This window comes from Rhizobium sp. CNPSo 3670, assembly GCF_057784555.1.
On record NZ_JBXSOL010000046.1, the window covers coordinates 1 to 23449 of the forward strand.

Annotated in this window: 20 protein-coding genes and 3 pseudogenes; 4 read left to right on the forward strand and 19 right to left on the reverse strand. The window is 57.1% G+C overall.

Annotated elements, in window-relative coordinates; all coding sequences use genetic code 11:
- Positions 1-238 (reverse strand): hypothetical protein (locus AC13QO_RS27355; protein ID WP_488542451.1); only part of this gene is annotated, 238 nt, incomplete at its 3' end.
- 293 nt (positions 239-531) lie between these two features.
- Here AC13QO_RS27355 and AC13QO_RS27360 point away from each other — a divergent pair.
- Positions 532-843, forward strand: coding sequence for a hypothetical protein (locus tag AC13QO_RS27360; RefSeq protein WP_488542452.1), 312 nt, complete (start codon positions 532-534; stop codon positions 841-843).
- A 306-nt stretch (positions 844-1149) separates the two neighbouring features.
- Here AC13QO_RS27360 and AC13QO_RS27365 read toward each other — a convergent pair.
- The 8 genes and pseudogenes from AC13QO_RS27365 to AC13QO_RS27400 all read right to left on the reverse strand — a co-directional run.
- Positions 1150-1384 (reverse strand): annotated as a pseudogene (locus AC13QO_RS27365) (Mu transposase domain-containing protein); the annotation flags it as partial.
- A gap of 232 nt (positions 1385-1616) precedes the next feature.
- Entirely contained in the window at positions 1617-2213 is a 597-nt protein-coding gene (locus AC13QO_RS27370; RefSeq protein ID WP_488542453.1) for a hypothetical protein, read from the reverse strand.
- A gap of 145 nt (positions 2214-2358) precedes the next feature.
- Complete coding sequence (locus tag AC13QO_RS27375; protein WP_488542454.1) at positions 2359-3093, reverse strand: hypothetical protein; 735 nt, start codon at positions 3091-3093, stop codon at positions 2359-2361.
- 44 nt (positions 3094-3137) lie between these two features.
- Positions 3138-3734 (reverse strand): hypothetical protein, encoded by a 597-nt coding sequence (locus AC13QO_RS27380; RefSeq protein ID WP_488542455.1) that lies wholly within the window; start codon positions 3732-3734, stop codon positions 3138-3140.
- A gap of 34 nt (positions 3735-3768) precedes the next feature.
- The gene (locus AC13QO_RS27385) at positions 3769-4698 is read right to left on the reverse strand and encodes a recombinase zinc beta ribbon domain-containing protein (RefSeq protein ID WP_488542456.1); all 930 of its coding nucleotides are present in this window, start codon (positions 4696-4698) and stop codon (positions 3769-3771) included.
- 224 nt (positions 4699-4922) lie between these two features.
- Positions 4923-5129: pseudogene (locus AC13QO_RS27390) on the reverse strand (recombinase family protein); the annotation flags it as partial.
- On the reverse strand, positions 5039-5341 hold the full coding sequence (locus AC13QO_RS27395) for a hypothetical protein (protein WP_488542476.1): 303 nt from the start codon (positions 5339-5341) through the stop codon (positions 5039-5041). The pseudogene AC13QO_RS27390 and the gene AC13QO_RS27395, both read right to left, overlap by 91 nt.
- A gap of 800 nt (positions 5342-6141) precedes the next feature.
- On the reverse strand, positions 6142-7104 hold the full coding sequence (locus AC13QO_RS27400; RefSeq protein ID WP_488542457.1) for an AraC family transcriptional regulator: 963 nt from the start codon (positions 7102-7104) through the stop codon (positions 6142-6144).
- Positions 7105-7213: 109 nt separating this feature from the next.
- Between AC13QO_RS27400 and AC13QO_RS27405 the strand changes: the two genes are divergently transcribed.
- Positions 7214-8161 (forward strand): quinone oxidoreductase family protein, encoded by a 948-nt coding sequence (locus AC13QO_RS27405; RefSeq protein ID WP_488542458.1) that lies wholly within the window; start codon positions 7214-7216, stop codon positions 8159-8161.
- Between the two features lie 52 nt (positions 8162-8213).
- Here the strand turns inward: AC13QO_RS27405 and tnpC are convergent.
- From tnpC to AC13QO_RS27430, 5 genes and pseudogenes are all read right to left on the reverse strand, one after another.
- Positions 8214-9799: pseudogene (gene tnpC / locus AC13QO_RS27410) on the reverse strand (IS66 family transposase).
- A 69-nt stretch (positions 9800-9868) separates the two neighbouring features.
- Complete coding sequence (gene tnpB, locus AC13QO_RS27415) at positions 9869-10222, reverse strand: IS66 family insertion sequence element accessory protein TnpB (RefSeq protein ID WP_041679125.1); 354 nt, start codon at positions 10220-10222, stop codon at positions 9869-9871.
- Positions 10219-10605: an IS66-like element accessory protein TnpA gene (gene tnpA / locus AC13QO_RS27420; RefSeq protein WP_488542459.1), complete on the reverse strand. Its 387-nt coding sequence runs from the start codon at positions 10603-10605 to the stop codon at positions 10219-10221. The genes tnpB and tnpA overlap by 4 nt, the downstream gene beginning before the upstream one ends.
- 314 nt (positions 10606-10919) lie before the next feature.
- Positions 10920-11876, reverse strand: coding sequence for a hypothetical protein (locus AC13QO_RS27425; RefSeq protein WP_488542460.1), 957 nt, complete (start codon positions 11874-11876; stop codon positions 10920-10922).
- A gap of 262 nt (positions 11877-12138) precedes the next feature.
- Entirely contained in the window at positions 12139-14643 is a 2505-nt protein-coding gene (locus AC13QO_RS27430) for a hypothetical protein (protein ID WP_488542461.1), read from the reverse strand.
- A 1026-nt stretch (positions 14644-15669) separates the two neighbouring features.
- Between AC13QO_RS27430 and AC13QO_RS27435 the strand changes: the two genes are divergently transcribed.
- A complete protein-coding gene (locus AC13QO_RS27435; protein WP_488542462.1) occupies positions 15670-16578 on the forward strand; it encodes a nucleotidyltransferase and HEPN domain-containing protein in 909 nt (302 codons plus the stop codon).
- Between the two features lie 155 nt (positions 16579-16733).
- Here AC13QO_RS27435 and AC13QO_RS27440 read toward each other — a convergent pair whose 3' ends face one another.
- The 5 genes from AC13QO_RS27440 to AC13QO_RS27460 all read right to left on the reverse strand — a co-directional run bounded on the left by AC13QO_RS27440 (position 16734) and on the right by AC13QO_RS27460 (position 22097).
- A complete protein-coding gene (locus tag AC13QO_RS27440; protein ID WP_488542463.1) occupies positions 16734-17405 on the reverse strand; it encodes a response regulator transcription factor in 672 nt (223 codons plus the stop codon).
- A 38-nt stretch (positions 17406-17443) separates the two neighbouring features.
- Positions 17444-18220, reverse strand: coding sequence for a 3-oxoacyl-ACP reductase FabG (fabG, locus tag AC13QO_RS27445; RefSeq protein ID WP_488542464.1), 777 nt, complete (start codon positions 18218-18220; stop codon positions 17444-17446).
- Positions 18217-19926 (reverse strand): acetolactate synthase catalytic subunit, encoded by a 1710-nt coding sequence (locus AC13QO_RS27450; RefSeq protein ID WP_488542465.1) that lies wholly within the window; start codon positions 19924-19926, stop codon positions 18217-18219. Before AC13QO_RS27450 ends, fabG begins: the two co-directional genes overlap by 4 nt.
- A 2-nt stretch (positions 19927-19928) precedes the next feature.
- Positions 19929-21290: an aspartate aminotransferase family protein gene (locus AC13QO_RS27455; RefSeq protein ID WP_488542466.1), complete on the reverse strand. Its 1362-nt coding sequence runs from the start codon at positions 21288-21290 to the stop codon at positions 19929-19931.
- A 108-nt stretch (positions 21291-21398) separates the two neighbouring features.
- Positions 21399-22097 (reverse strand): GntR family transcriptional regulator, encoded by a 699-nt coding sequence (locus AC13QO_RS27460; RefSeq protein ID WP_488542467.1) that lies wholly within the window; start codon positions 22095-22097, stop codon positions 21399-21401.
- A 242-nt stretch (positions 22098-22339) separates the two neighbouring features.
- On the opposite strand from AC13QO_RS27460, the gene AC13QO_RS27465 reads away from it, so the two are divergent.
- Positions 22340-23449, forward strand: coding sequence for an ABC transporter ATP-binding protein (locus AC13QO_RS27465; RefSeq protein ID WP_488542475.1), 1110 nt, complete (start codon positions 22340-22342; stop codon positions 23447-23449).

Consider the following 23449-nt stretch of genomic DNA (forward strand, 5'->3'; position numbering starts at 1 on the left):
TTCCCTGAGAAGAAAAGTCACGCCACTTCTCACGAAGCGCCTCCATGAGCGATCGTAATCGCTCGGCGAATTCGGCTTGTTCGGACAAGCGCCGAAAACTATCCGAACCTTGGAGTCGGGCTAAAGCTTTTCTTTTTCGCGGGACTAGATCATCGGCTCCAGGCCGAACCTCGGAAACTTCGGTCAGAGCAATTTCGACAAGGGATTCCACCAGATTGTTAAGATCAGCTCTGTTCATATTTCAACTCCTCCTAAACGGCACGAACTCGTCCAGTCTCAGCATCAAAATGATAACAAGTCGGCTCCTACTTGATGTTCATTTTTTGCACCTCTTGCATTGTAGCGCTAACTATGCGGCGCGTGCACACAGTATCTCCCTGACTTCTTTGCTGAATGCGGTCCGCAATTTGTATTGCCGACGAAGCAATTTCCGACGTCGAGCAGTCGAAATAACAGGTGGTTGTTACGGGCGTTGCGACGTCCTCGCGAGAGCCTGTTCGGCCAGCTCTCGCCAAAAACATGCGGTTGACCATGCCCATCGATCTTCACGCTGCTGTCCATCTGGCAGATTTCTTCACCGGCCCGTGGCAATTCGCCTCCTTAGAGAAAGGAACGGGATTTCCGAACCTGGCGACCGACGGCTTGCCGGAATCCATTGCCGCCCAGCTAGACACACCGGCCGCAATTGAAGATGCCAAGAACTTGTCGGCAAACCGCTTCTGTAAGATTCTCCGCAATGCTCTGGCCCACGGCGGAATTTTGTATCTTGATGAGCATGGCAGATCTTCGCCCGCCGCCTCGGTACGGCGCTTTGCATTTGTCAGCACCAATGACCCCCGATAATCCGACAAAACTGTTCTTCCTGCGAATTGGTATGGCCGACTACCGGACGTTCCTTTGTTCACAAGGCCCTCCAGTGGGATTGGTCGAAAAAAGACTATGTTCCCAACGTTGACACCGATCTCCCCCGCCACAACGAGAAGATCAAGGTCGCAGGCCCGCTCCCCACGCAGGGTACCAATTCAGTACCGGCGCCGGAGCCGCCACAAGAACTGAGGCGCGCAGTGGCGAATGGGCAAGCCGTGCTCGTGCTGGGCTCTGGCGCCTCCGCGCATGCCGGCCTCCTAACCGGGGTTGATTTCCTACTTTTGGTAGAACCCATTCGCGGAACGGCGCACCGTTGCGCAAAGCGCCGGGCTTGCGAGCCAGAACAGGGACATAATGCCAGGGGTCGTAGACCGTTTCGCCACGACCGAAGCAGCGCGGATGTTCGCCGAACCACACCATCCTGCCGGATCACGATCTTCTCGGCATGGGCATGAACTTCAACAGGGCGACCGACCGCAGTCGAAAGGACGGAATATTTGTTGTTGTCGAAGCGAACCGTCGCTCAGTCACAGCGTCAGGTCGCGCCAGAAGTCGGTCGCCGGATTGATGTGCCCACAGAAGCTTCAAAGGCAGACGCGTGCATGAAAGCCTGATGGTGACTGATGTAAATATCCAGCGACGGTTGGTATCTGCAAGCTCGACGATCAGTTTCGACCTGGCCTGCTCGTCCCATTGGGCCTAATACCGACAGACCTCGATATGGGGGCGATCATCGAAACAGGTCGCCCCTACAGGGATTTTGAATGCCCTAGTAAGACTTCCTCGCCCGGTGTGAGGGCAATCCGCTTGTCGCCGAGTTGCTCCACTTTGAAGATGTAGTTCAGCTTCGCGGGCCCAACAATCCAGAAGACCTTCGCACCACGCTCGACTAATCCATTGTATTTCTTGATCGAGTTGCGCATCGCCGCGTTGCCAGTCACATCGACCATGCCCGCCCCACTTAGCGAGGTTATCTGTTCGACGAGCTTTTCGACCTCCATGGCGCTTTTCTTGACTTCAGCGGCGATAGATTCATTCTCCGCGTCCGGTTCGGGATAAGCCACAAGATCGAACTCCCATTTCTTGGACTGAGTACCGATTAACTCGGCAGGCCAGCCATACTCGAAATGAAGTCGGGCGAGCGCGGCGAACGTGATGATAGGCTCAAGCGAGATCGCGAATGTTCGGGGTATCGCAGTCTTTTCGAATTCCCAGAACAACTGCTCTTTCGCTGAGCTCATCGGTGCTGAATACAAACCCCGGCCGACATGCTTTACGAGGCCGCCTTCAATAGCACGAAGGAAGTCATATGCATCCGCCTCTGAAACTAGAGCAGAGTTATCCATGAAGCCTGCCCTCCCCCAACCGCGCGAAGGATGGTCACAGTATTGCGGGATGAGTTCAGTGTGTAGAAGTTCAAGAAACTTTGTTCTGCCATCCATGCAGCCACCTGATCAAACTTGTTTCCGCAGCCATGACTGACCGAGCCTTCTAGCCGTCGACGATTCCATATCGTTCGAGAATCGCCCTCCCGCCAATGGTCTTCAGGCCAAGGCTGGCGCTTCTCGCATGAGTGGCCGGATACTTGATGATGTTCGCAGCATCCGGCAGCCCCCAATCAGTTACGCTGCGCGTGACGATGACCGTTCGGCTTCGATCGACCGAAGCGACAAAGCGTCGGGCCTCACAGGCAGAGGCTAACTTCTTGGACGAGCCGAACCTAAAGGAGTGATACGGGACAAGCTCTATGGCCGCTACGCGGCGCGCCAGATCGGCCAGGGCGCGGCCATAGTAACCGTTGAAGCGTTCACAGGCGATTACCCGCGCCACGTCGCGCAGCTTACTTTCCCACCAAACGAAGCCTGTGGTCCAAGCCCACTGAGGATCGAGAAACAGATGCTTTCGCCGTTCTTGACGAATCGTGGCCATTAATTGATCGCGGAAAGCGGGATAGTGTTGCTCAATGTGATAGTCACAAGCAGATAGCCCCGGATTGATGAGCAGCAGAAGGATTTCGGCGTTCTCCAAATCGCCGTGATAGGGCTGCGGAAGCAGGTTCAGATGCAAGGCGGTTTCTGAGAGTAAGCCGCCCTCAAAAAACTCCAGAAACTCTGAGTATGACGAAATGCCAAGCTGGGAATGTCTCGCAGGAATGGCATCGCGGGGATGAACATAGGGCGCGCGAACCAGCGCGGCCTCGTCCCAGAAGTTTCGGAGATCACACATACCACCTCATTGCCCCCGCTTCCCTTAGCTTTTGCTTATAGAGCTTATGCTGATCGACCGTAGGCGGCAAGGAGACCCCATCTGGCGCTGCTGATGCTGTGCAGGGTATCTCGGACATACGACTTCTCTGATTGGGAAGGATCTATGTCTGGGCCTGCGGCTAGCCTTGGATTGATGCGGATGATTGAGGCTGTGCCCGATCGTCTTGACGGCCCGCCGCGACAGTTGCGGCGGTTTTGACCGACGACACCCTGCACCCCTATCTGGACGGCTTCCGAGGCTAGTGCTTCGACGGGAACAATCCACGGCGAGCCGGGAAGGATTTGTGTTGCAGGTAAAATTCCTCTCTGCACCAGGCTTTTGGCCGATCCGACGCAAATACCGAGTTTCTCCGCCGCTTTCATCAAGCTGATCATCGGTACGTCCACTTTGGTGGCATCATGTTCGGGAATTCCGAGGCGCTCGCGCATGTCACGAACACGCACGGTCGTCCAGCTCTCGCCATCACCGGTCTTGCAAAGCATCCTGTTGAGGGAGACCGCAAGTTCCCGATCTGGCCAATGTCCGCCTAGTTTGCGCAGTGCCTCGACGGCCGATGGTGCTTGCTCGGCAGGATATCTTCCGGTCTTGACGCGCGCCACACGCACTCTGTGTGCCGATCGCCGGTCCAATGGATCAAGAGCACCGCCTCGTTGGTCGCATCGTCGAGATCGCAAATAATCTCCTGAACCAGGATGTGGATGAGCCGCTGCTTCGTTCGCGTCTCTGTCGAGGGCGCATTCCATACGGTCGGCAAATCCTGGGCAAGCTGCAAGAGTCGGCCACGATCGATGACGGGGCGTACAGCGCGGATAGGTCCTTGGTCTTGCGCTCAAGCACGCCCACTCGCTCCAGAGCGTCATTCCATCGAGCCTCCAGTTCGCGTGCAACATGCCGCTTGGCCGGATCCACAAGCTCATACCTGCGACTGGCCAACAGCGCTTCGCAGCGTGCGCCTTCAAGGTCCCGCTCGATTGCCGCAATGACATCTCTTCGGGACCGCTCGACTTGATCGGAGGCGAAGATTGCCGCTTCGACAGCACGGTCCGACACCGCTTCTAAAATCTCCATCGCAACGGCGCGATCAACCCTGACGCCGCCAATGCCGATACAAAGGCCGACACCCACGTGAGCATCGTCGCCACGGCACTGATAGCGATGGGCGTTGCCTTTTGCGCTGCCGTAGAAGACACGCATCATTCGCCCACAGCGACCGCATCGCATCAGTCCCGTCAAAAGGGCACGGCCGCCACGCGCTGACTTGCGATCGCAATTCTTCTTCATGTGCGCGTTCTCGGTCAGAAGCTTGTGGTTCTCCTCATACTCCCGCCAACTGATGTAGCCTTGATGATTGTCGCGCAACAGCACGCTCCATTCGTCCCTCGGCTTGCGCACCCCCGTAGCCTTGCGGGCGCGGCCATCGACGATCCGCGTTCGCTGTGCGCGCCTTCCGAAGGCATAGGCGGCTGCGTAGAGTGGATTGTGGAGAATGTGCATGACGCTGTGGTAGGCCGGCGCCTTCCAGACAAGCTTGCAGACGTCGACATTGCGCAGAACGACCGGCATCTTGATATCGGCCGATCGCAGCCACAAAAAGACCTGTCGTCCACTCCCAGTTCCAGGAATTTGGCAAAAACGAGCCTGATCGTCTCAACCACATGTTCGTCCGGGTCGATCTCGATCTTGCCCACTTCGCTCCAGCACAAGCCCGGCGGCAGCATGAACCGCAGTTCCCCGCGTCCTGCCTTGGAATCACGTGCGGCGATGCCGCGCTGACGCATCAAGCTAAGCTCATACTCCGACATCGTGCCTTTCAATCCAAGCAGCAGACGATCGTTGACGAGCCGCGGATCATAGGCGCCATCCGGATCGATGACCAGCGTACCCGCAAGCGCGCAAAGGTCGATCAGATGATGCCAGTCCCTGCCGTTGCGCGCCAGCCGAGACGCCTCGATACAATAGACCGCTCCGACATTGCCGGAGCAAACCTGTGCCACAAGCCGTTCGAATCCAGGTCGTTCCACGCTGCCTGAACCGGAGCGGCGCCTCCCGTCTTCGTCAATCTGTTCGCTTCCAAAGCTTCCAGCAGAAGATCCGCCAACGCTTCCACCAACCCTTTGACGTTCTTGACCACCGGAACCTGAAGATTTTGGCGCTCCAACCGCAGAACGAGTTGGTCGCGATTTTGATGTCGCCTGCTTCGCATCATCCTTCTCCTTCTTCCTCGAAGGACGGGATTTTGCACCTCGTGAGCGAGTCGCGTCGAACGATGCCAGTGCCGCTGCCAACTCGTTGAGGCCGGCGATGCTGATCTCGGGCAGCCCTATCGCCATGGTGGTGCAATAACTTTGATCGAACATCCAATTCGGCAATTCGCGACACAGATCTGGACGCTCATCCGTGTAGATGCAGGTCAGCGGGAATCATGCAGACCGCACCGCGTGGATCAGCCTGACGAGATGGGGCTCGTCGATCCCGACATTCACGCGGACCACTGCGTCGCCGATCATGATGTCTGCGGTAGAGCTTTCGCCTCGAGCCGTATCGACAACCGCCGCCGCGCTATCACCAGACGGGGTCAATACCGCTTACTGAGCTACTGCCGGGGAACACTCCGAAACTCTAGGGATTTTGCTCGCTTCGCCCAATGATATCAGCCCGTTGGCAAGTACCGGTCGCTGGCACGATGTCGAGCTTGTCCCCGACCTTGAAGCCATCACGAGGCGTCCCGATCTCAAACTGGTATCTACACGGCAAGGACTCCCCGGTGGGGGCGGTCCTTGAAAAAGATAGGTCCGCCATCGTTATGACTGTCACGCCACGACGACTGACTTCCTCTTCCCAAACGGCCTCTATTGTCGCAACGGAACGCTCAAAATGATGAAGTCGCCATAGATAAAGGGTAAGCGGTGTTTCCCTCGCACATTGTGACCTGCGCGGTAGGCCGTTCGGAAAGCTACCGCGCCAACATTGACGGCAACAAAGCGCTAATTGCAGTCATACGACAGATTAGCCACTACATAGCGGCGAAGTTTTCTCCACTGGTTCAGGTCGTGAGACCTGCTCCCTTTTTCTTCCGTATTGCCGAGGTGGCATGCCCATGACGCGCTTGAAAGCGGTGTTGAACGCATGTTCCGAAGCGTACCCGAGCGACGTCGCAATCTGCGCTATGGCTTCACTTCCCATCGACAGCCTTTCGGCGGCGCACACCATGCGCCAGCGCGTGAGATATGACATAGGCGTCTCTCCAACGCGTCTTCGAAAATGAGCGGCGAAACTAGAGCGTGACATACCGACCGTGTTGGCTAGAACTTCCAACGTCCACGGGTGTGAAGGCTCGGAGTGCATCGCCTCCATGGCCTTCCCGATACGCGGGTCTGATAGGGCGGCGAACCAGCAAACTTCCCTTTCATTCGCTGTTTGCAGGTGGAGGCGCAAAGCTTGGGCTAGGATCATGTGTGAAAGGTTTTGTGCCACCGACATCGCACCTGGCTTCATCTCCTTGAGCTCTGCCATCATGAGATCGAGGTAAAGCCGAAGTTTTGCCTTGTCGGAGGACGTATCGACGCGAATTATCGGAGGTAGGTCCTTCAACATGAACTCTGCGTGATATCCATCGATCTCAAAGCGGCTACCGACGAGAAGAACGTCGCCGCCGCCGTTATAGGTAACGACATCTCCACTCCGGTTGGGATCGAGCACTTCGCTCGCTGGCCTCGGCTTCGTCTGAAGGTCACTGGCAATGTGGACCGAACGGCCGCTGGGAAGAACAAAGCAATCGCCGGCACTAACTTTTATTGCATCTCCGATGCCATCCATGGTCAGCCAGCATTCGCCGCTCATTACGGCATAGCATTTTATCCGCCCCGCTAGGTCATCCAGCGTCAGCGCCCATTTCCCACCGGCATCAAAGCCAGCAGTTATGTAGCTTCGGGGCTTCAGCAGACTGAGAAGTTCGGAAAGAACATCCATTCCGATTCCTTGCTTTGGACGATGGCGTAAAAGTTGGCGACTTTTAGGTATAGAACGTACTGCGTCGATGGGCTACCACCTCTGACAGGTCACAGGAGATAAAAAAGACATGAAGGCTGCAGTTGTAAACTCGTTCGGCATTCCGCCATCATTCCAGGAGTTCCCGTCACCCGAGGCCGTAGATGACGAAGCCATTATCACCGTCGAGGCTGCGGCCATCAGCCCGATCGTGAAGCTTCTTGCTTCCGGTCGCCACTACACCAGCGGCACTACCGCCGGATTTGTGCCAGGTGTGGACGGTATCGGGCGGGATGCCGAAGGCAAGCGTGTTTACTTCCTTTTCCCGAAGGCACCATTCGGTTCGCTGGCGGAGAAGTCGTTGGCTACACGCGCCATGACCGTGCCGATCCCCGATGGTCTTGCAAGCGATCGCGCCGCGGCGCTGGCGACCGGTGCGCTTGCCTCTTGGGTGGCGCTATCGCGTCGGGCGAAGTTGCAAAGAGGAGAGACGGTTCTCATCCTCGGTGCAACAGGCTCATCCGGCAGCATGGCAATCCAGACTGCCAGGCACTTCGGCGCAGCCAGGGTTATAGCCGTCGGGCGTAACGAGCAGAAGCTCGATAGGCTTGATGCGGACGTCAAGATTGCACTCGATGACGACGCGGACTGGAAGCTGCGCGAAGAGTTCGATCAGGGCATTGACGTTGTTCTCGATTTTGTTTGGGGCGAGCCAGCGGTACGTGTTCTAGGGGCGGCAACCAAAGATCGGGGCTCGCGGATGGGCGAGCCGCGTGTGCGCTATGTTCAGTTAGGCACTATGGCGGGCGCGGAAATTCCGATCAGGGGTGATATGTTGCGCAGCACTGGCTTGGAGCTAATCGGCAGCGGTATTGGAAGCGTCCCCGTGGCTGACCTTTTAGCTGGCGCAGGCGAGCTTCTCGAAGCGGCACCCGCGGCGGGTTTTTATACAGACTTTACCAGGGTGCCGCTGAGCAGGATAGAGGATGCCTGGAACGGCGATCCCAATACCCGCTACATCCTTTTGCCGGGGCAGTGACCGTCAGTGTGGTTCGGTCCTTTGGATGACTGCTTCAGGCCAACAGCAGACTTCAGCCGTTTGTCCGCCGCGAATAATTCCACGGCAGAAGCTCATCGATGCGTCTCTGCCTATGACCGTTGACGATGGCGATGAGCGTCGCGGTCAGATAGGCCAGCGGATCGACGGCGTTGAGCTTGCACGTCTCAACGAGCGAGGCGATAGTCGCCCAGTTCTCCGCTCCCGCGTCGTGCCCGGCGAAGAGAGCATTCTTCCTGTTCAAGGCGATTGGCCGAATGGTTCGCTCGACGCTGTTATTGTCGATCTCGATGCGGCCGTCGGTCAGGAAGAGCTTCAAGCCGTCCCAGTATTTGGCAATGTAGGCCAAGGCCTCGCCGAGTGGGGACTTGGTTGAGACATGCGCACGGTGATGGACGAGCCACGTCTGCATGTCGGCTACGAGTGGCGCTGACCGTTCTACCCGACCGGCAAGACGAGCCTCCCGACCAAGGCCGCGCAATTCGGCTTCGATGCGATACAACGCTGCGATCCGCTTGACGCCTTCCTCGGCAATCGGTGCTGAGCCGTTGCGGGTGATCTCCACCAGCTTGCGGCGGGCATGCGCCCAGCAATAGGCAAGCCTAATGTCGGACCCAACACGCTCTGGCGCGATCAGCCTGTTGTATCCGGCATAGCCATCGACCTGCAGGATGCCGGAGAAGCCCTGCAATATCCGTTCGGCATGAATGCCTCCTCGACCGGGAGCGTAGGTGAAGGCGACGCCCGGCGGAGCACCGCCGCCCCAAGTACGATCATCTCGTGCCAGCGCCCAGAAGTATCCGGTCTTGGTCTTGCGGTAGCCGGGATCGAGAACCGGGGCATGGGTCTCATCCATGAACAGCTTGGTCGAGCGCTTCAGGTCGGCAACCAGCGCATCGAAGACGGGACGCAATTCGAACGCAGCCCGGCCGACCCAGTCGGCAAGCGTTGAGCGATCCAAATCGATGCCTTGGCGGCCCATGATCTGGGCCTGCCGATACAACGGAAGGTGATCGGCATATTTGGAAACCAGCACATGGGCGACGGTCGCTTCCGTCGGCAGTCCTGCCTGGATCAGCCGCGCTGGAGCCGGGGCCTGAACGATGCCGTCGGTGCAGGCACGGCAAGCATATTTGGGGCGACGGGTGACGATGATGCGGAACTGCGCCGGGGCCACATCAAGCCGCTCGGAGACATCCTCCCCAATGCAATGCAGACAACCGCCGCAGGCACAGATAAGGCTTTCCGGCTCAATCACCTCTTCGAGACGGGGAAGATGCTTTGGAAGGGAGCCGCGATTGATCGCACGTGGCTTGCTGATCCTGTTTCCCGCAGGAACGTCCGCCTCATCCTCGGCATGAATCGCGGCAATCGCGGTTTCCAGGTCTTCCAGTGCCAGATCGAATTGGTCGGGATCGTCTTCTCGGATTTGCGTCCGAAGGCGGCCTGCTTGAATGCTGCGACCAGCTTCTCAAGTCGTTCGATCCGCTCATCCTTGCGGGCGATATGCTCGTCCTTGCTGGCTATCGCGAAGTCCTTGGCCGCCTCGCGCGCCTGCGCTGCGATCAGCATCGCCTTCAGGGCGGCAACATCATCGGGAAGGTCGGCGGCATCCAGCATAGGCGAAAACTACCAAATCCTGAGCCGACTTGCCTGTGGAATTTGCCGTGCTGAGTCATCGTGCCGCAGCTATTCGATGGTCTCCGGTGTTCTCGTTTGGACGGCATGAACCCGCCGCCAATCAAGGCCGGCAAACAGGGCCTCGAACTGGGCGTGGGTCAGCGTCATCAGGCCATCCTTGATACCGGGCCAGGTGAACGTGTGCTCTTCCAGCCTTTTGTAGGCCATGACGATCCCAGAGCCATCCCAGTAGATCAGCTTCAACCGGTCCGCCTTGCGTGACCGGAACACGAAGACCGTCCCGGTGAACGGGTCCTTGTGCAGCTCGTTCTTCACCAGCGCCGCTAAGCCATCATGACCCTTGCGGAAATCCACCGGCTTGGTCGCCACCATGATCCGGACGCGGTTCGACGGAAAGATCATGTCCCCGCCGCCAGGGCGCGGGCGATAGCAGCGATCCGGGACGCGGATGCGCCTTCCTCCAAGCGGATCGTAACAGAGCCTATGACGATCTCGGGGCGACCAATCGCTTTAGGCGGCGGCTCCGAAACTGGCGGATCAACGATCACTGCCGCGAACTCTACCGCATCCTCCGGTGCTGGCAGGATCAGCTTGCCCTGCCGAGCCATCGTTCGCCAGGTGGAAAGGCTGTTGGCTCGCAATCCATAGCGCTGCGCAACTTCATTGACCGTCGTGCCAGGCTTCAAGCTTTCCGACACGATCTTCGCCTTGATCTCATCAGGCCAATGTCGGTGAGCCTCACGTCCGGGCTTCTTGGTTGTGAGAAACTCCAATGAGGTCTCCATCGAGAAACTCCGTTCTTATCCACGGAAACCTCGATCACAGATCAGGCGGAGAAGGACAACGTGGGAGCCAAACAACGGTTACGATAAAGGCCAAGAATGGCGACGCAGATCACCAATCCAATCAAAGGGAATATAACCTTCATTACCGCGAGTTCTCGCGTCACCTTCGGATCGTAAGTTTGTCTAAGCATCACAACCCAACCCTACATCGAGCGCAACTATTCTTCAAATCTGCGCCGATGTGCCGTGAAATGGGGCTGATCAGATACAACCGTGGGGGACTTATTCTGGGCGTCAGTTGAGGTCGTGAGCGATCAAAGAACGATCAACTCCGAAATGTCTTCCAATGACCCCAGGAAGATGTCGCGATGCTCAAGCTTCGTTTGCATCGGTTCCGGCATCCAATAGAAGCGGTACTCCTTTTGGTACTGGTATCCGAAGGGTTTGCTTACGGGGACGAATATCCTCGGCGTTCTCGGCAAAAGTGGATCGACGTAGACGGCGCTCGCCTCCCGCATCTCTGCTCCCAACAGTTTGCCCCTCGTGGCTTCCCTCAGTCGCCGCGCAAACTCGCCGCGGTCCTTGATCAGGACGCAGGCGTGTGCGTTGAAATCGACGAACAACCTAGCCTCGACGGTCTGCGTCATGCAGTACAGCCAGAAATCTGCCCTCGTAGAAAACTCGACATCCATCCGCTGATTGGGCTGATTCTCCGGCACGTCTTGAGGGTTGATCACGAACCGACGTATCTGATCTCTGTTTAGGGAAAAAGACATCGGCAGGCTCATCTCATCGTCACGCACAGCGCCGTTGTGTTCTGGCCGTGAATAGTAGCTTGCAGCCTGGAGCCTTAGCTGACCCTCGGTATGAAGGCGTCGCATGTTTACTTCGCTGCCCAGCTTTATAAAGAAGCGTCCTTGCTTGAGGTCCAATTTCGACATCGCGGCGGCAGCCTTTTCCGCCAATTCGCTGGCGAAGTCCGGAAATGGCTCAGAATGCAGAATATCTCTGTCGAAACCGTTGGGGTAAGGCCCATACCGAAGCACCATCTCTTCAAGTACGTGCGTCCACTTCTGGATCATCTCGCCGTTATCAGCCCGCATGTCGGCCAACGAGATTTTCGCTTCGTTGTTCAACCTCAACTGGTTGAGAAAGATATCGCGTATCCGCTTGTTAAGCTCTACGCGACTGAGATGCTGACAGTATCGGTCCCCCCGATATTCACGCCGCCATCTCTCATGCAGAACTTCACCTCGTTTGGCCTTCTTCATCACTGATCCATTGCACTCATGCCCGTGCTCGTGCCCGGTCTATCATGATTCTCGCCGATCAAACTGCCCGGGTGCAGTGCTGCACCATACCACAACCACTCTGTCGGTCTTCTCGATCGCTCGGTTGTCGTTCTGTTCATTGTTCCATCGGCGGTAGCTCTGCCGCCGAACGCATCGAAAGCTGGCAGGATGCCTAAGTAGCCTTCTCGTCGAACGAAAGCTGAGGCCATTCGATCACTGGCGCCCACTACGATGCGTCACACTAACCGCGTCGGCCGCGCGACCAATGCTTGTTCGAGCGCTGAACGGAATTGCGCTCGGCGCTCTTCTGGACGACTTGCTTCTCGTCCGTGAACGACTTCCGCAGCGTGAAGGTGAACATGTCCTCCTCCTTCATGCCGAGGGAATAAAGCTCCCGCTCCCTGGCCTCCTCTTCAGCGAGATACTCGATAAACTTTTCAACGCGATCCAGCCGAATCTTGACGCGGTCGAGGCGTTCGCCTTTTGAGAAGAGATCGAACTCCTGTCGGGCAGCATCGACGAGATAGTTGCTGACCTGCTCGCTGAAGAAGCCGCAGTCGATGCACACGAGATCCAGATAAGAAAAAAAGTAGGCCAGCTCCCGAACCATATAGAGGCCGTATGTCGTGATTTTTACGCTATCCACTTGGTCCGAATATTGATCGAGCCGATTGTTGGATTCTACAAAGCCGTGCTTCAGGAGCACATCCAGGTTAGCGGTGAAATCCTCCCCCATGTTGAAGGTGTTTACAAAATAGGCCTTCAATTCCGCCACCGATACATAGGACGGCGTGGTCCGCTCGATATTCTTGGCGAGTTTCCTCATGACACGAAGCGAAGTGAAGTGCGAACCATGCCTAGAATTCCGTATCTGGTAAGCGTTCGGTATGTCCGATAGAGCTTCGTCGTAGAAGTACCGATTGGGGATCATCACTGGCTTGATGATCTGATGAATCTTGAAGTTCCAGTTCCCGGAACTAAGCATCTCGTCGACATTGGTATAGCCGGAGAGAAGAAAGCTTCGGAAGAGATCAAGGGACAATCGCGTGTCCCCGTGAGCGCAAGCCGTCAGGAACGCGTTTAGCGGTGATCGTTCGCTGTTGAAGTCGTTGAAGATGATTGAAAGATATTTCATCGAGTCTGCGATGATCTTCTGGTTGGCGTCTTCCAGCCCGATCCTGTGACGCCGCTGCGGATCGTTGAGCATGGAGTTCACATATGATAGCCGCTTCTTGAACACAGTTGACGGTTTCGGCGAGCTGATATGGAATCCAGAGTTTTGAAACGCGTCGAGAAGCCCGTGAATCTTAGAGTTGTAGAAGCGCTCTTCCCGCATCGAAATAAGGGTCACGCAGCTCAAGAGGTTGCTGATCTCCTGCGCCGACGTGAAACAGAAATCTTGTAAGTCCGGGGAATACTGATCGGTATTGTCGACGACCACGATTACTCCCTTGCCTCTCGATGCCCAGTAGGAAGCGAGCCTCGCGGCGCAGTATGGTTTGTCCTGCTTCCATTCAGCAGCAAGAGCGTTGAGCCGCGAATTGTAGATCTCTGACTTCTTATCGAATCCTTCCAAGTCCTGTTTTCGGGCGATCTCAAAGCGGTCCGCGAATAGCTCCTTGAGAAGATTGTCGCGGGCGGATTGAAGCAGCCCGTCGACATCGAGGGATTCGACGAGCCTCGACCAGATCGTTTCGCGGATCACGCCCTGATCCTCGGGCACCTTAAGGAGATCGACGATGGCGATGACCGAATGCTCGCGGAGCCATCGGGGAGGATTATGCCTTAGCACCCTCTTGACGAATGTCGACTTACCGGCGCCCTTTCCGCCGAAAAGCACGAGAACCTCGCCACGCCTGCCGCGCTTGATGTTCTTAGTCAATCGGCCGCCGAGCTGCCCCCCTCGGCCGGTGTTCTCGAGTTGATTGACCCCGTAACCCTTGAAGTACGGGCTAAGCGAATCTTCTATCAGGACATTGATGCCCTCGGACATCTGAGAATAGTCGCTCTGGGAGACGTAGCAACGCTCCATGAATTCCGTATCGTCATCACCTATCACTCCAAAGTAATGACTTACGATCGGGCGCAACGTCCCGGCCAACCGGTTCGAATTGATCTTGTGGCCGTATGACGGAATTTTCTCCTTGGGGAAGTAAATGTGACGGTCCTTGGGAGGCGAACTTGAAAGCGCCTCGTTCAGTGACGCATGATCGAAGATGGCACCGAAAGAAAACATCTTCTGACTCTTTGTGAAGTCCTTGTCGAAGAACGATAGGTTCCGGACGACGAAGGCTTGAAGGTTCTCGAACCTCTTTCCTTTCTCAAACGTCTTGAAGAAGATCCACTCGTGACCGTTAGTAATGCAGGCGTACTCGCAACCCGTTTCGAAGCAATAGCCCTTCACCTGGTTGATCGCTGAGCGAATATTTTCGTTCGACATCAATTTTGACATCGACATATAGCAGTGGGTTTCGCTGTCGACGTAGGGGAACGGGAGATCGAAATAAACGCCGGCCTTCTTCGCTTCGATGAATAGAAGGTCGTCACCGTTGGCCTTCTTCAGGACATAGTCGGCAAACCCCGGTGCTATGTACTCTTCTACCGCCACCCGATTGCGCGGCCATGCCAGGCAGTCGTGAATGATCCCATCGATGATCTTGTGCCGGGTTTCTGCTTCGTTGCAGTCTCTCGACTTATTCTGCGCAATAATCGATCTTACCGAGGCAAGCTTATCAGTTTCCACCATGCACGCCACACTTTCGAATCAGCCCTCTACAAATACCTTGAAAGTTGTATTTTTCGGATGGCGCCGTCAATTGACGCGGTCTCTTCCCAGGCTAGGTGATGCAACATTTCCCCAGTTTGAACTGCCTGCCGGTCGACAGCCAACGGTATCTTGACTCAGTGTACTCTGACGGAGCTGCTCGAGCTCACCTAGACCGGGAGGCTCAGGTTCACCGACCACAGGAGCCGATGCATCCCGGTATCCCGGACCGCAGCACCGCAGCAGGCTTGGGATGGGCAGTTTCGACAAATCATAAGACATTGAAAATATGGTAAATGATTTGCTAAACGGACGCTATCGGACAGTTAGGGTCCGTCACCGGATAGGTCGCGCTAGGAACACGCCTGGCCTCCGATAAGTACTGCTTATCGGAAGTCATTGATTCCGAGGGGCGAATGTCGGTCTTCGTGGCTCGGCGGAAATCCGCTGTTGTTCCGGCATTTCCGCCACAGAAACACGCTGGCGCGCATTTGCCTACGCACACGCTCCGTTGCTCGTCTCATATGGCGATTAGAGTGTGGCAAGCCGCTTTTTGAGGTATAAAGTACGCTTGCGACTGAACGTTTTATAACGCGTGGCATAGCTGTACAAAGCTTTCTATCGGACGCGGGAAAAGTGATGCAAAAACCGACGCGGACGGCCCCGCGCTTTACTGTGACCAATTTTTGTCCGCGATGAACGAACAAAAAAGGTCAAAGTTAAAGTCAATGCTAGAAGGCGTTACGGTACCTTGCTGCTGTCTCGAAAAGAGATGACCACCCTGGAACAGATGACAGCATTTTCGATTACCAGGAGGAGATCTTAGACACGATCGCGCGCTCATAACGCCGCCGGCGTCTGCTGACACAGACAGCGATTAGGGCGGTAGGCCGCCAGCAATCTACCTTAGCGTTGCGGTAAGTAATCATTACCGAAATCATCGTCGGTCATCGGAACCCTTAAAACTGCGGGTGGACGATACGGGATCTTTCGCCTACCGATAGTACAATGAAGTCGTCTCTCGATCATATCCCCCTTCGCAAACAGCGCGAGATTGGCCGTGTTCTGGAAATCCTCCACGAGGAGTTCGAAGACGCGCTAAAGGACGGTACTGCGGAATTCAAAAAGCGTGGACGCATCTTAAAGATCATTCTGTTCGGCTCCTACGCCAAGGGCGGTTGGGTGGATGAGCCATTCACGATGAAGGGTTACCGCTCGGACTTCGATCTGCTGATCATCGTCAACAACCGCAAACTCTGTGACTTCGCCGAGTACTGGCACAAAGCCGCCGACCGGCTGATCCATGACAAGACGATCGAAACGCCGGTGAGCTTCATCGTGCATTCCAGGCGTGAGGTGAACACATACCTCAAGGAAGGGCAATATTTCTTCTCCGATATCCGCAAGGAAGGCATCGTTCTCTATGAGCTCGATGATGAACCGCTTGCGGAACCGAAGCCGCTCTCGTCGGCCGATCGGCTGCGGATCGCGAAAGAACATTACGAGGATCGCAATTCGCTGGCGAATACGTTCCTAAAAGGATTCCGGTTCTATGCCGGAGAACAGCAATTTCGTGTGGCCGCATTCGAGCTGCATCAATCCATCGAGCAGGCCTACTCCTGTGTGCTGCTAACACTCACAAACTATGGCCCGCCGTCGCACAACATCAAATTCCTCCGCTCACTCGCCGAAGAGCAGGACCGACGGCTGGTTGAGGTATTTCCTCGCGATCAGCATCGGGAGCGCGCCTGGTTCAACACGCTGAACGAAGCATATGTGAAAGCTCGATACTCAAAGCATTTCGAGATCAGCGAAGAGGCTCTAGGATGGCTGGCGGAGCAAACGGCTTTGTTGCTTGAGCTCGTCAAGACCGTTTGCTCCGAGCACTTGGATAGGCTCAGGGGGAACGGCGGCTAACCTCGTGACCGGACTTGGAGTCAGACGTCACTTAAGTCCACTCAGCTTCCAAGCTAGTGCATTTGGCAGTTCATCTGCAAAGCCTTCGAAATCTCGCCACCTAGGAGCACCGCCTTCGTATTCTCAAAACCATCATGGTGACACGAGATGAGCCTTCAGGCTCCGCGAAACTCGACGGCATAGCCTACACCGTAGACGGTCCGTACCCGTAGGTTCCGAAGTCCCGCGACCGCTCTTCGAAGGCGGCCGATATGCACGTCGACTGTCCGCCGGTCCACCGCCCCCGGATTGGGCCAGACGGCCTCAATGAGTTGCTCCCGGCTGCTGATTTGCCCTTGCCTTTCCAACAAGAATTTGAGAATGCGCGCCTCCATCGGCGCAAGGTTTATTCTTTGCCCTGCGACAACGACATTGCGATGCTCGATGACCAAATCGGCAGGGATCACAAAACTTGACGATGTCGCAGGCTCCGGCTGCGCCCTTATGTTATTCAGAAAGGCAAGAAGCTTTCCCGGCGACAAGGGTCGCGTGATGACGTCTTCAAGGCCCGCCCTGATCAATTGCAAGTGCTGTGCACCCATATCACCGCCGATGAGCGCCCCAACGGGAACTCCGGCCCCCTTGAACAGCGCACATATGGGCGCAACATCGCTCGGCCAGCTTCTACAATCCAAGAGGACTGCGGAAATCGCTGCTGATGTGCAGGCCTCCATGGCGTCGTCTTCACTTGGCGCCAGCCGAGCCTCGAAACCTTCACAGTGCAGAATATGCGCGAGCAGGAGATACAGTTCGGCATCCTGCGAGCAAACCAGAATGACAGCGGTCATATTGATCGCCTCTGCGTCGTTTAAATGAGCGGCCAGCCTCAACTCGGCGCAAACTCGCCGCCGTTCACATCGATGATGGCTCCATTGACGAACCCGGCATCTTCCGTCGCGAGGAACGCGATAACGGCAGCGACTTCGTCCGGTTCACCAAGTCGCCCGGTCGGAATACGAGTGAGGGCGTCGATGTTGGTCTTGGTTTCCGGGGATCCGGTCAATGGCGTCAGGATGCGACCCGGCGCCACGACATTCGATGTTATGCCGTATGGAGCGTATTGGGAGACCAACACGCGGGATAACCCTGAAAGGGCCGCTTTCGATGCAACATAACTCGCTCCGGCAATTCGTGGTCTCGTCCGGCCAGCGAGAGATCCCACGAAAATGATGCGGCCATAGCCTTTCTCCTTCATAGCCGGCAGAACCGCCTGGCAGCACAACATCGAACCCGTCAAATTGACAGTGAGGACGTCGTTCCACTCTTCAAGGGAAAGGTTGGAGACATCAGGAGGCCCGTCGAGGCCTTTGGGCGAAATTCCGGCATTGCAGACGAGAATTTCAGGGGCCCCAAAGAAACCAGCGACCTCACGAAAGAAATCTTCGATGGCCGCCGGCTCTCGGATATCAACCTGTCGTGCAAGCGACATTCCCGATCCGAAAGCGCGGGCAAGTGCCGCGCCCGCGGCCGTGACGCTTGCCTCGCCATGGCTGAAGACGGCGACTCTATGACCGGCGTTGAGCAGACGAAACGCGGTGGCAAGACCGATCCCCGTCGTGCCGCCGCTGATGACCGCAACCCTTGCGCTGCCAGCTGCGTTCATGCCGCTTGATCCATTGCAGCGAACAACGAAAGCGGCGGATGCGCGCCAGCCTCGGTCATAACTTCCATCAGCAGGGGGCCATCCCCTGACAGGCCAAGTTCGAGGTATCGGGGAAGATCGGCGGGATCGAAAATGCGGACTGCCGGGCAGCCGCAGGCTTCGGCAATTTTCTGATGGTCGACATCAGCAAAGTTGCAGGCTGTGGTGAAGCTGCCAAATTTGACAGTTTCCGCGTCACGCTGAAAGCCGAGGACGCCGTTATTCAAGACGATGATCAGGACGGGCAGCTTGCTCCGCACCATCGTCTCAAGTTCCGCCCAGCTATGGGCGAAGCCGCCATCCCCCACGACAGCCACCACCGGCTTGTCCGGTCTCGCAGCCTTGGCGCCGAGTGCAAGTGGCACGCCCCACCCAAGTCCAGCAAGGCCTCGCGGCGAGATGAAACGCATGCCCGGCGAAAGCGCCCTCAGTTGGCCGGCAACCCACATGGACGAGTAGCTGGCGTCAGCGACGACAGTCGCATCAGCCGTTAGCACCCGTTGAAGTTCGAACATGATCCGTTCAGGTCGGATGGGACTGGCGTCCGAACGGGCAACGGATTGCCGTTCCGTGTCGAACGCGTGCCAGAACCCGGTTATACGAGAAGCCACGTCGTTGCGCTTCGATGCGCGATAAGAAAGATCGCGGCCAGCAAGTGCCCCGCGGAGCGCGCCGATGGTTTCGGCGGCATCGCCGGTCAACCTGACCGCCTCATAGGTGCGTCCGATTTCGGAGGGATCGACATCGACGTGGATGACGGAGGCGGAGCGGGGAATTTGACGCCAGCTATCCGTGCCATTCTGGTTGGTTCGCGTCCCGACCAGGATGACGAGGTCTGCTTCTTCGACCAGCGCAATCGTGCGGCGTCCGAGTGACCTTGGTCCAACGAGTGCGCCCAGAACCCCTGCCGAAAGGGGATGGAATTCGTCGACCGCACCTTTGCCCATGTTTGTCGTGATGACGGGAAGCGAGGCCTCGTCCTGTAGTGCCGAGAGTTCGCCGGCGGCGCGGCTTGCATGAACGCCGCCTCCGGCGATAATGATGGGTGCTTGAGCTGCCGCAATCATCGATGCTGCCCGTTCGATGTCGCTATCGCGTGGACGCGATCGATCAAGCGGCCAATGGCCGAGGGCCGCCTCGCGCCGAAATGCTGACGGCGCAATCTTCTCTCGCAACAGGTCCGCGGGAAGCAGTAGCGCGACCGGTCCTGGTCGTCCCGACACCGCTGCCGTGAAGGCAGCGTCGACGTAATCGTCGACGCGTTCCGCAACGATCACCTTGCGCACCCATTTCGTGCAGGATTGGAACAGGGCGAGATGGTCGAGTTCCTGGAATGCATTGCGATCCGCATGGTCTCGTTCAACGTCCTGGACAAGGGCGACAATCGGTACGCTGGCCTTAAGCGCTTCGGCCAGCGGGGGAACGAGAAGCGTTGCGGCGGGTCCGTTTTGTGCTGCGACGACGCCGACCTTACCGGAGAGACGCGCATAGCCATCAGCCATGGTCCCTCCCATGTTTTCTTGCCGGTAGGCGACCTGACGGATGCCGATTGCTTCGGCGGCGAGGATCACCGCAGAAGGCAGGCTTTGAGCGAAGATATGGGTGACGTTGTGTCTCTTGAGAGAATGCGCAATACGTTCGGCGACGGTGAAAACATCAGTTGCCATGGTTACATGCCTGCTTCTGTTGGATTTGCTTCAAGGGTTGAAAGGAAGTCTGCGAAGGCTGAAACGACCGCGTCCGCGTCAGCCGTCGTCATTGCCGTCGATAGGCACGCCGCAGCTCCATTGGGCAGCAGGATGCCGCACTGGAGAAAGTGCCGCGAGAGCCGAGCCATCAATTCCGCCTCTGCGGGCTCGAGATAAGCCTCGCGGAAATCTGTTGGCGCCTTGCTCTTCGGATGAATGCGAAACAATGATGCGGCCCCTGTTACGCTGAAGGCTGCGCCTCGACGCTCGATCTCCCTGCGAAGACCGGCCCGAATGCTGTCGCCAAGGCTCTCGAGCGAAGCGAATGCGGTCTCTGTCATGGCCTCCATGGCGACCCGCCCCGCGACCATCGATACCGGATTTGCCGAAAACGTGCCTCCCTGCGGAAGCAGCGGCTTGCCGCTGTCGCTCGCGAAGACGCGCATGACTTCCTTGCGCCCACCAATTGCCCCGACCGGAAAACCTCCGCCGATGATCTTCCCTGCGGCGATCAGGTCGGGCTGCAAACCGTAGCGGGCCGAAGCGCCCATAAAGGACTGTCGAAGATTGAGAACTTCATCGGCAACGACAAGAATGCCGTGTTGCCTGGCGATCGCACCAACGGCAGCAAGGAAACTCGGTTCAGGCGCAATCAGTCCGGCGCGGCTCGGCATCGGATCGATGAGGATACAGGCGAGCGAAGGAGCTGCGGAAACAATCCGGCGCTCGAGATCTTCGACGTCGTTGAAACGGATGACGGTCACCTCTTCGCCAACCGCGGGCGGCATGCCACGATAGGCGGGTACAGCTGGCGACCGCTGCGCGTCGTTCCAAATGGCCGGCGATACAGCTTGCCCCGTTTCGGCCCAATCATAAGCGCCGTGATAGGCGCCTTCGATGCGTGCGACGCCTGGCCGGCAGGTGAACGCGCGGGCCGCCTTGATCGCAAACATCACAGCCTCCGTCCCGCTGTTGACGAAGCGAATATGTTCGACCGCTGGAATGCGCTGGATCAGAAGCTCAGCAAGGGTGATCTCGTGCTCGGTTGGGTTGGAGAAGCAAGTTCCGCGATGAAGAAGATCCGCGACCGCGTCTGCAACGGGAAGGAAACCGTGGCCATGGATCAGCGTCGTGAAATTATTGTTGAGATCGAGGAGCCGGTTGCCATCGACATCGATGAGATAGGCTCCCTCACCGCGGGCGATGTAAAGCGGGCTCGGCTCGTGATCCACCGTGACCCGCGTTATTCCAGTTGGAAAAACCTGGCGCCCCCTTTTGAAGAAATGTTCTGACCGCGACCGGGAGAAAACCCTGCCGCTGCGCGATAAGTCTGGATGAAACATTGGGATCCTCTCCGGTCAACGCGGGTCGCCACACGACCTTTCACAATTTTGTTGTAACAAAAATCATGAACTCGAAGAAGTTGCAACAAAAAAATGCTGCGACCAGTGCTATTGCCGCTTCAGGCGCTCCTGCGCCGCTTTCTTCAAGCGGCGGTAGCCGTCCCGGATGTCGCTTTCCATCGCCGCACGAACTGCAGATGGATCTTTGTCCACCAATCCCTCTATCGCAGCCATGTGGTTGCGCACGCCGTATTTTGCTTCCGCGAATTCGGGATAAAGGTCGTGGAAGGAGGCGCCCACCCTTAACCACAGGGCCTCGATAGTCGAAAGAAGGTGCGGCATCTCGCAAAGACGATAGATTGTGAAGTGGAATTCCTTGTTGTCGTGCAGCGCATCGGAATAGCGTCTTTCCTCCAGGGACAATGTTATTTTGTCCTGCAGCGCCAATAACTTGTCGACGACGTTGTCAGTCGCGCGGAGCGCGCCTTGTTCTGTCGCCAATCCTTCCAGCGCCAGCCGCATCTGCGTAACCTCGTATAGGGCGGCAAGATCGAGATGCGGCACGATAACCGTCTTTGGTCCCGCCATGACGAGCGCGCCCTCGAAGACCAGCCTGTTGAGCGCCTCGCGCGCCGGCGTTGAGCCAATGTTCAGCATTTCGGCCACCGAGCGGATCGGCAGCTTATGGCCAGGCTTGTACGTGCCGCGCGTGAGTTGCTCCTTGATGGATGAATAGGCGAAGTCACTCAGGCGCCCGGACTGCTCGTCCGAGGCCGACGAATCCCCTGTGGTTGCATTGTTGTTCATTTTCGACCCCCATGCGTTGACATCGTCACAATTTTGTTGCAACAAAAATAATATCTCTAAGAAGCGTCAACGTAATGTGACAGCATAACGGTATCGTGAACATCCGCAACGTTAGGGCTGCGGAACGCATACCCGCAAAAGCCGCCGATCCTTTCGGCGTAGCACCCACAGCCCCGGCCGCACGCACGCGCCGGGAATTTTTCAACGCGCGTCCCAGCGCGCAAACTGGAGGAGACATCATTTTGATTGGTGCGCCTGTTTTCATTGATAGCATATGGAAAGCCTACGGCAGCCAGACTGCCGTATGTGACGTCACCTTGGACATTCCGGCAGGCGAATTCCTGTCGATTCTCGGACCATCCGGATCGGGCAAGACAACGCTGCTGACGATGATTGCCGGGTTCGAGAGCCCGTCTGCCGGACGCCTGATCATTGGCGGGCGCGATGTGACGGCCGTCTCACCTGATCGCCGCAACATCGGGATGGTTTTTCAGCGCTACGCCTTGTTCCCGCATCTGACCATCGCCGAAAACATTGCATTTCCGCTGAAGATGCGTGGCATTCGCAAGGATCTTCGAGCCGAACGCGTAAGCCGGGCGCTCGACCTCGTCCAGCTTCCCGGCTACGCCAGACGCTATCCGCACGAATTGTCCGGAGGGCAGCAACAAAGAGTGGCGGTCGCGCGTGCAATTGTATTCGAGCCCCCAGTTCTCCTGATGGACGAGCCGCTCGGCGCTCTCGACAAGAAGCTGCGTGAATCCATGCAGATCGAGATCAAGCAGTTGCAGGAGCGCCTGGGGGCGACTGTCATCTACGTGACCCACGATCAGGAGGAAGCGTTGACCATGTCCGACCGGATCGCAGTTATGGCAAGTGGGCAAATCGCACAACTCGGAACCCCCGCAGACATTTACCGAAACCCGGAAACTGCATTTGTCGCGGATTTCATCGGCAAGATGAACTTTCTCACCGGAGAGTTCCTGGGCGAGACCGCCGGCAGTCAGGCAATCAAGCTGGGCGAGGACGTGGTAGTTCATACACCGGGCGCTGTGTCCGGTTACGACCGTGCGGCAAGAATTGGTAGTCGTGTTCGCCTGGCGCTTCGGCCTGAGCGCTTGGGCCTTGCAGCGCGCGGCGCGGGCGGAAAGAACGTCCTTCCCGGGCGGATCGAAGCCTCCGTTTTTGCAGGCTCCTTCAACCTTCATCTCGTTCGCACCGACTTTGGAAGTCGGGAGATCGTCCAGGTGCAGATACCTGCCGATGGAATGCAAGCACCCTTTGTAAAGGGCACGCCCGTGGATGTCATTGCCGAACAGGATGGCCTGCGGCTCTTTGCCGATGTGGAGGCGTAA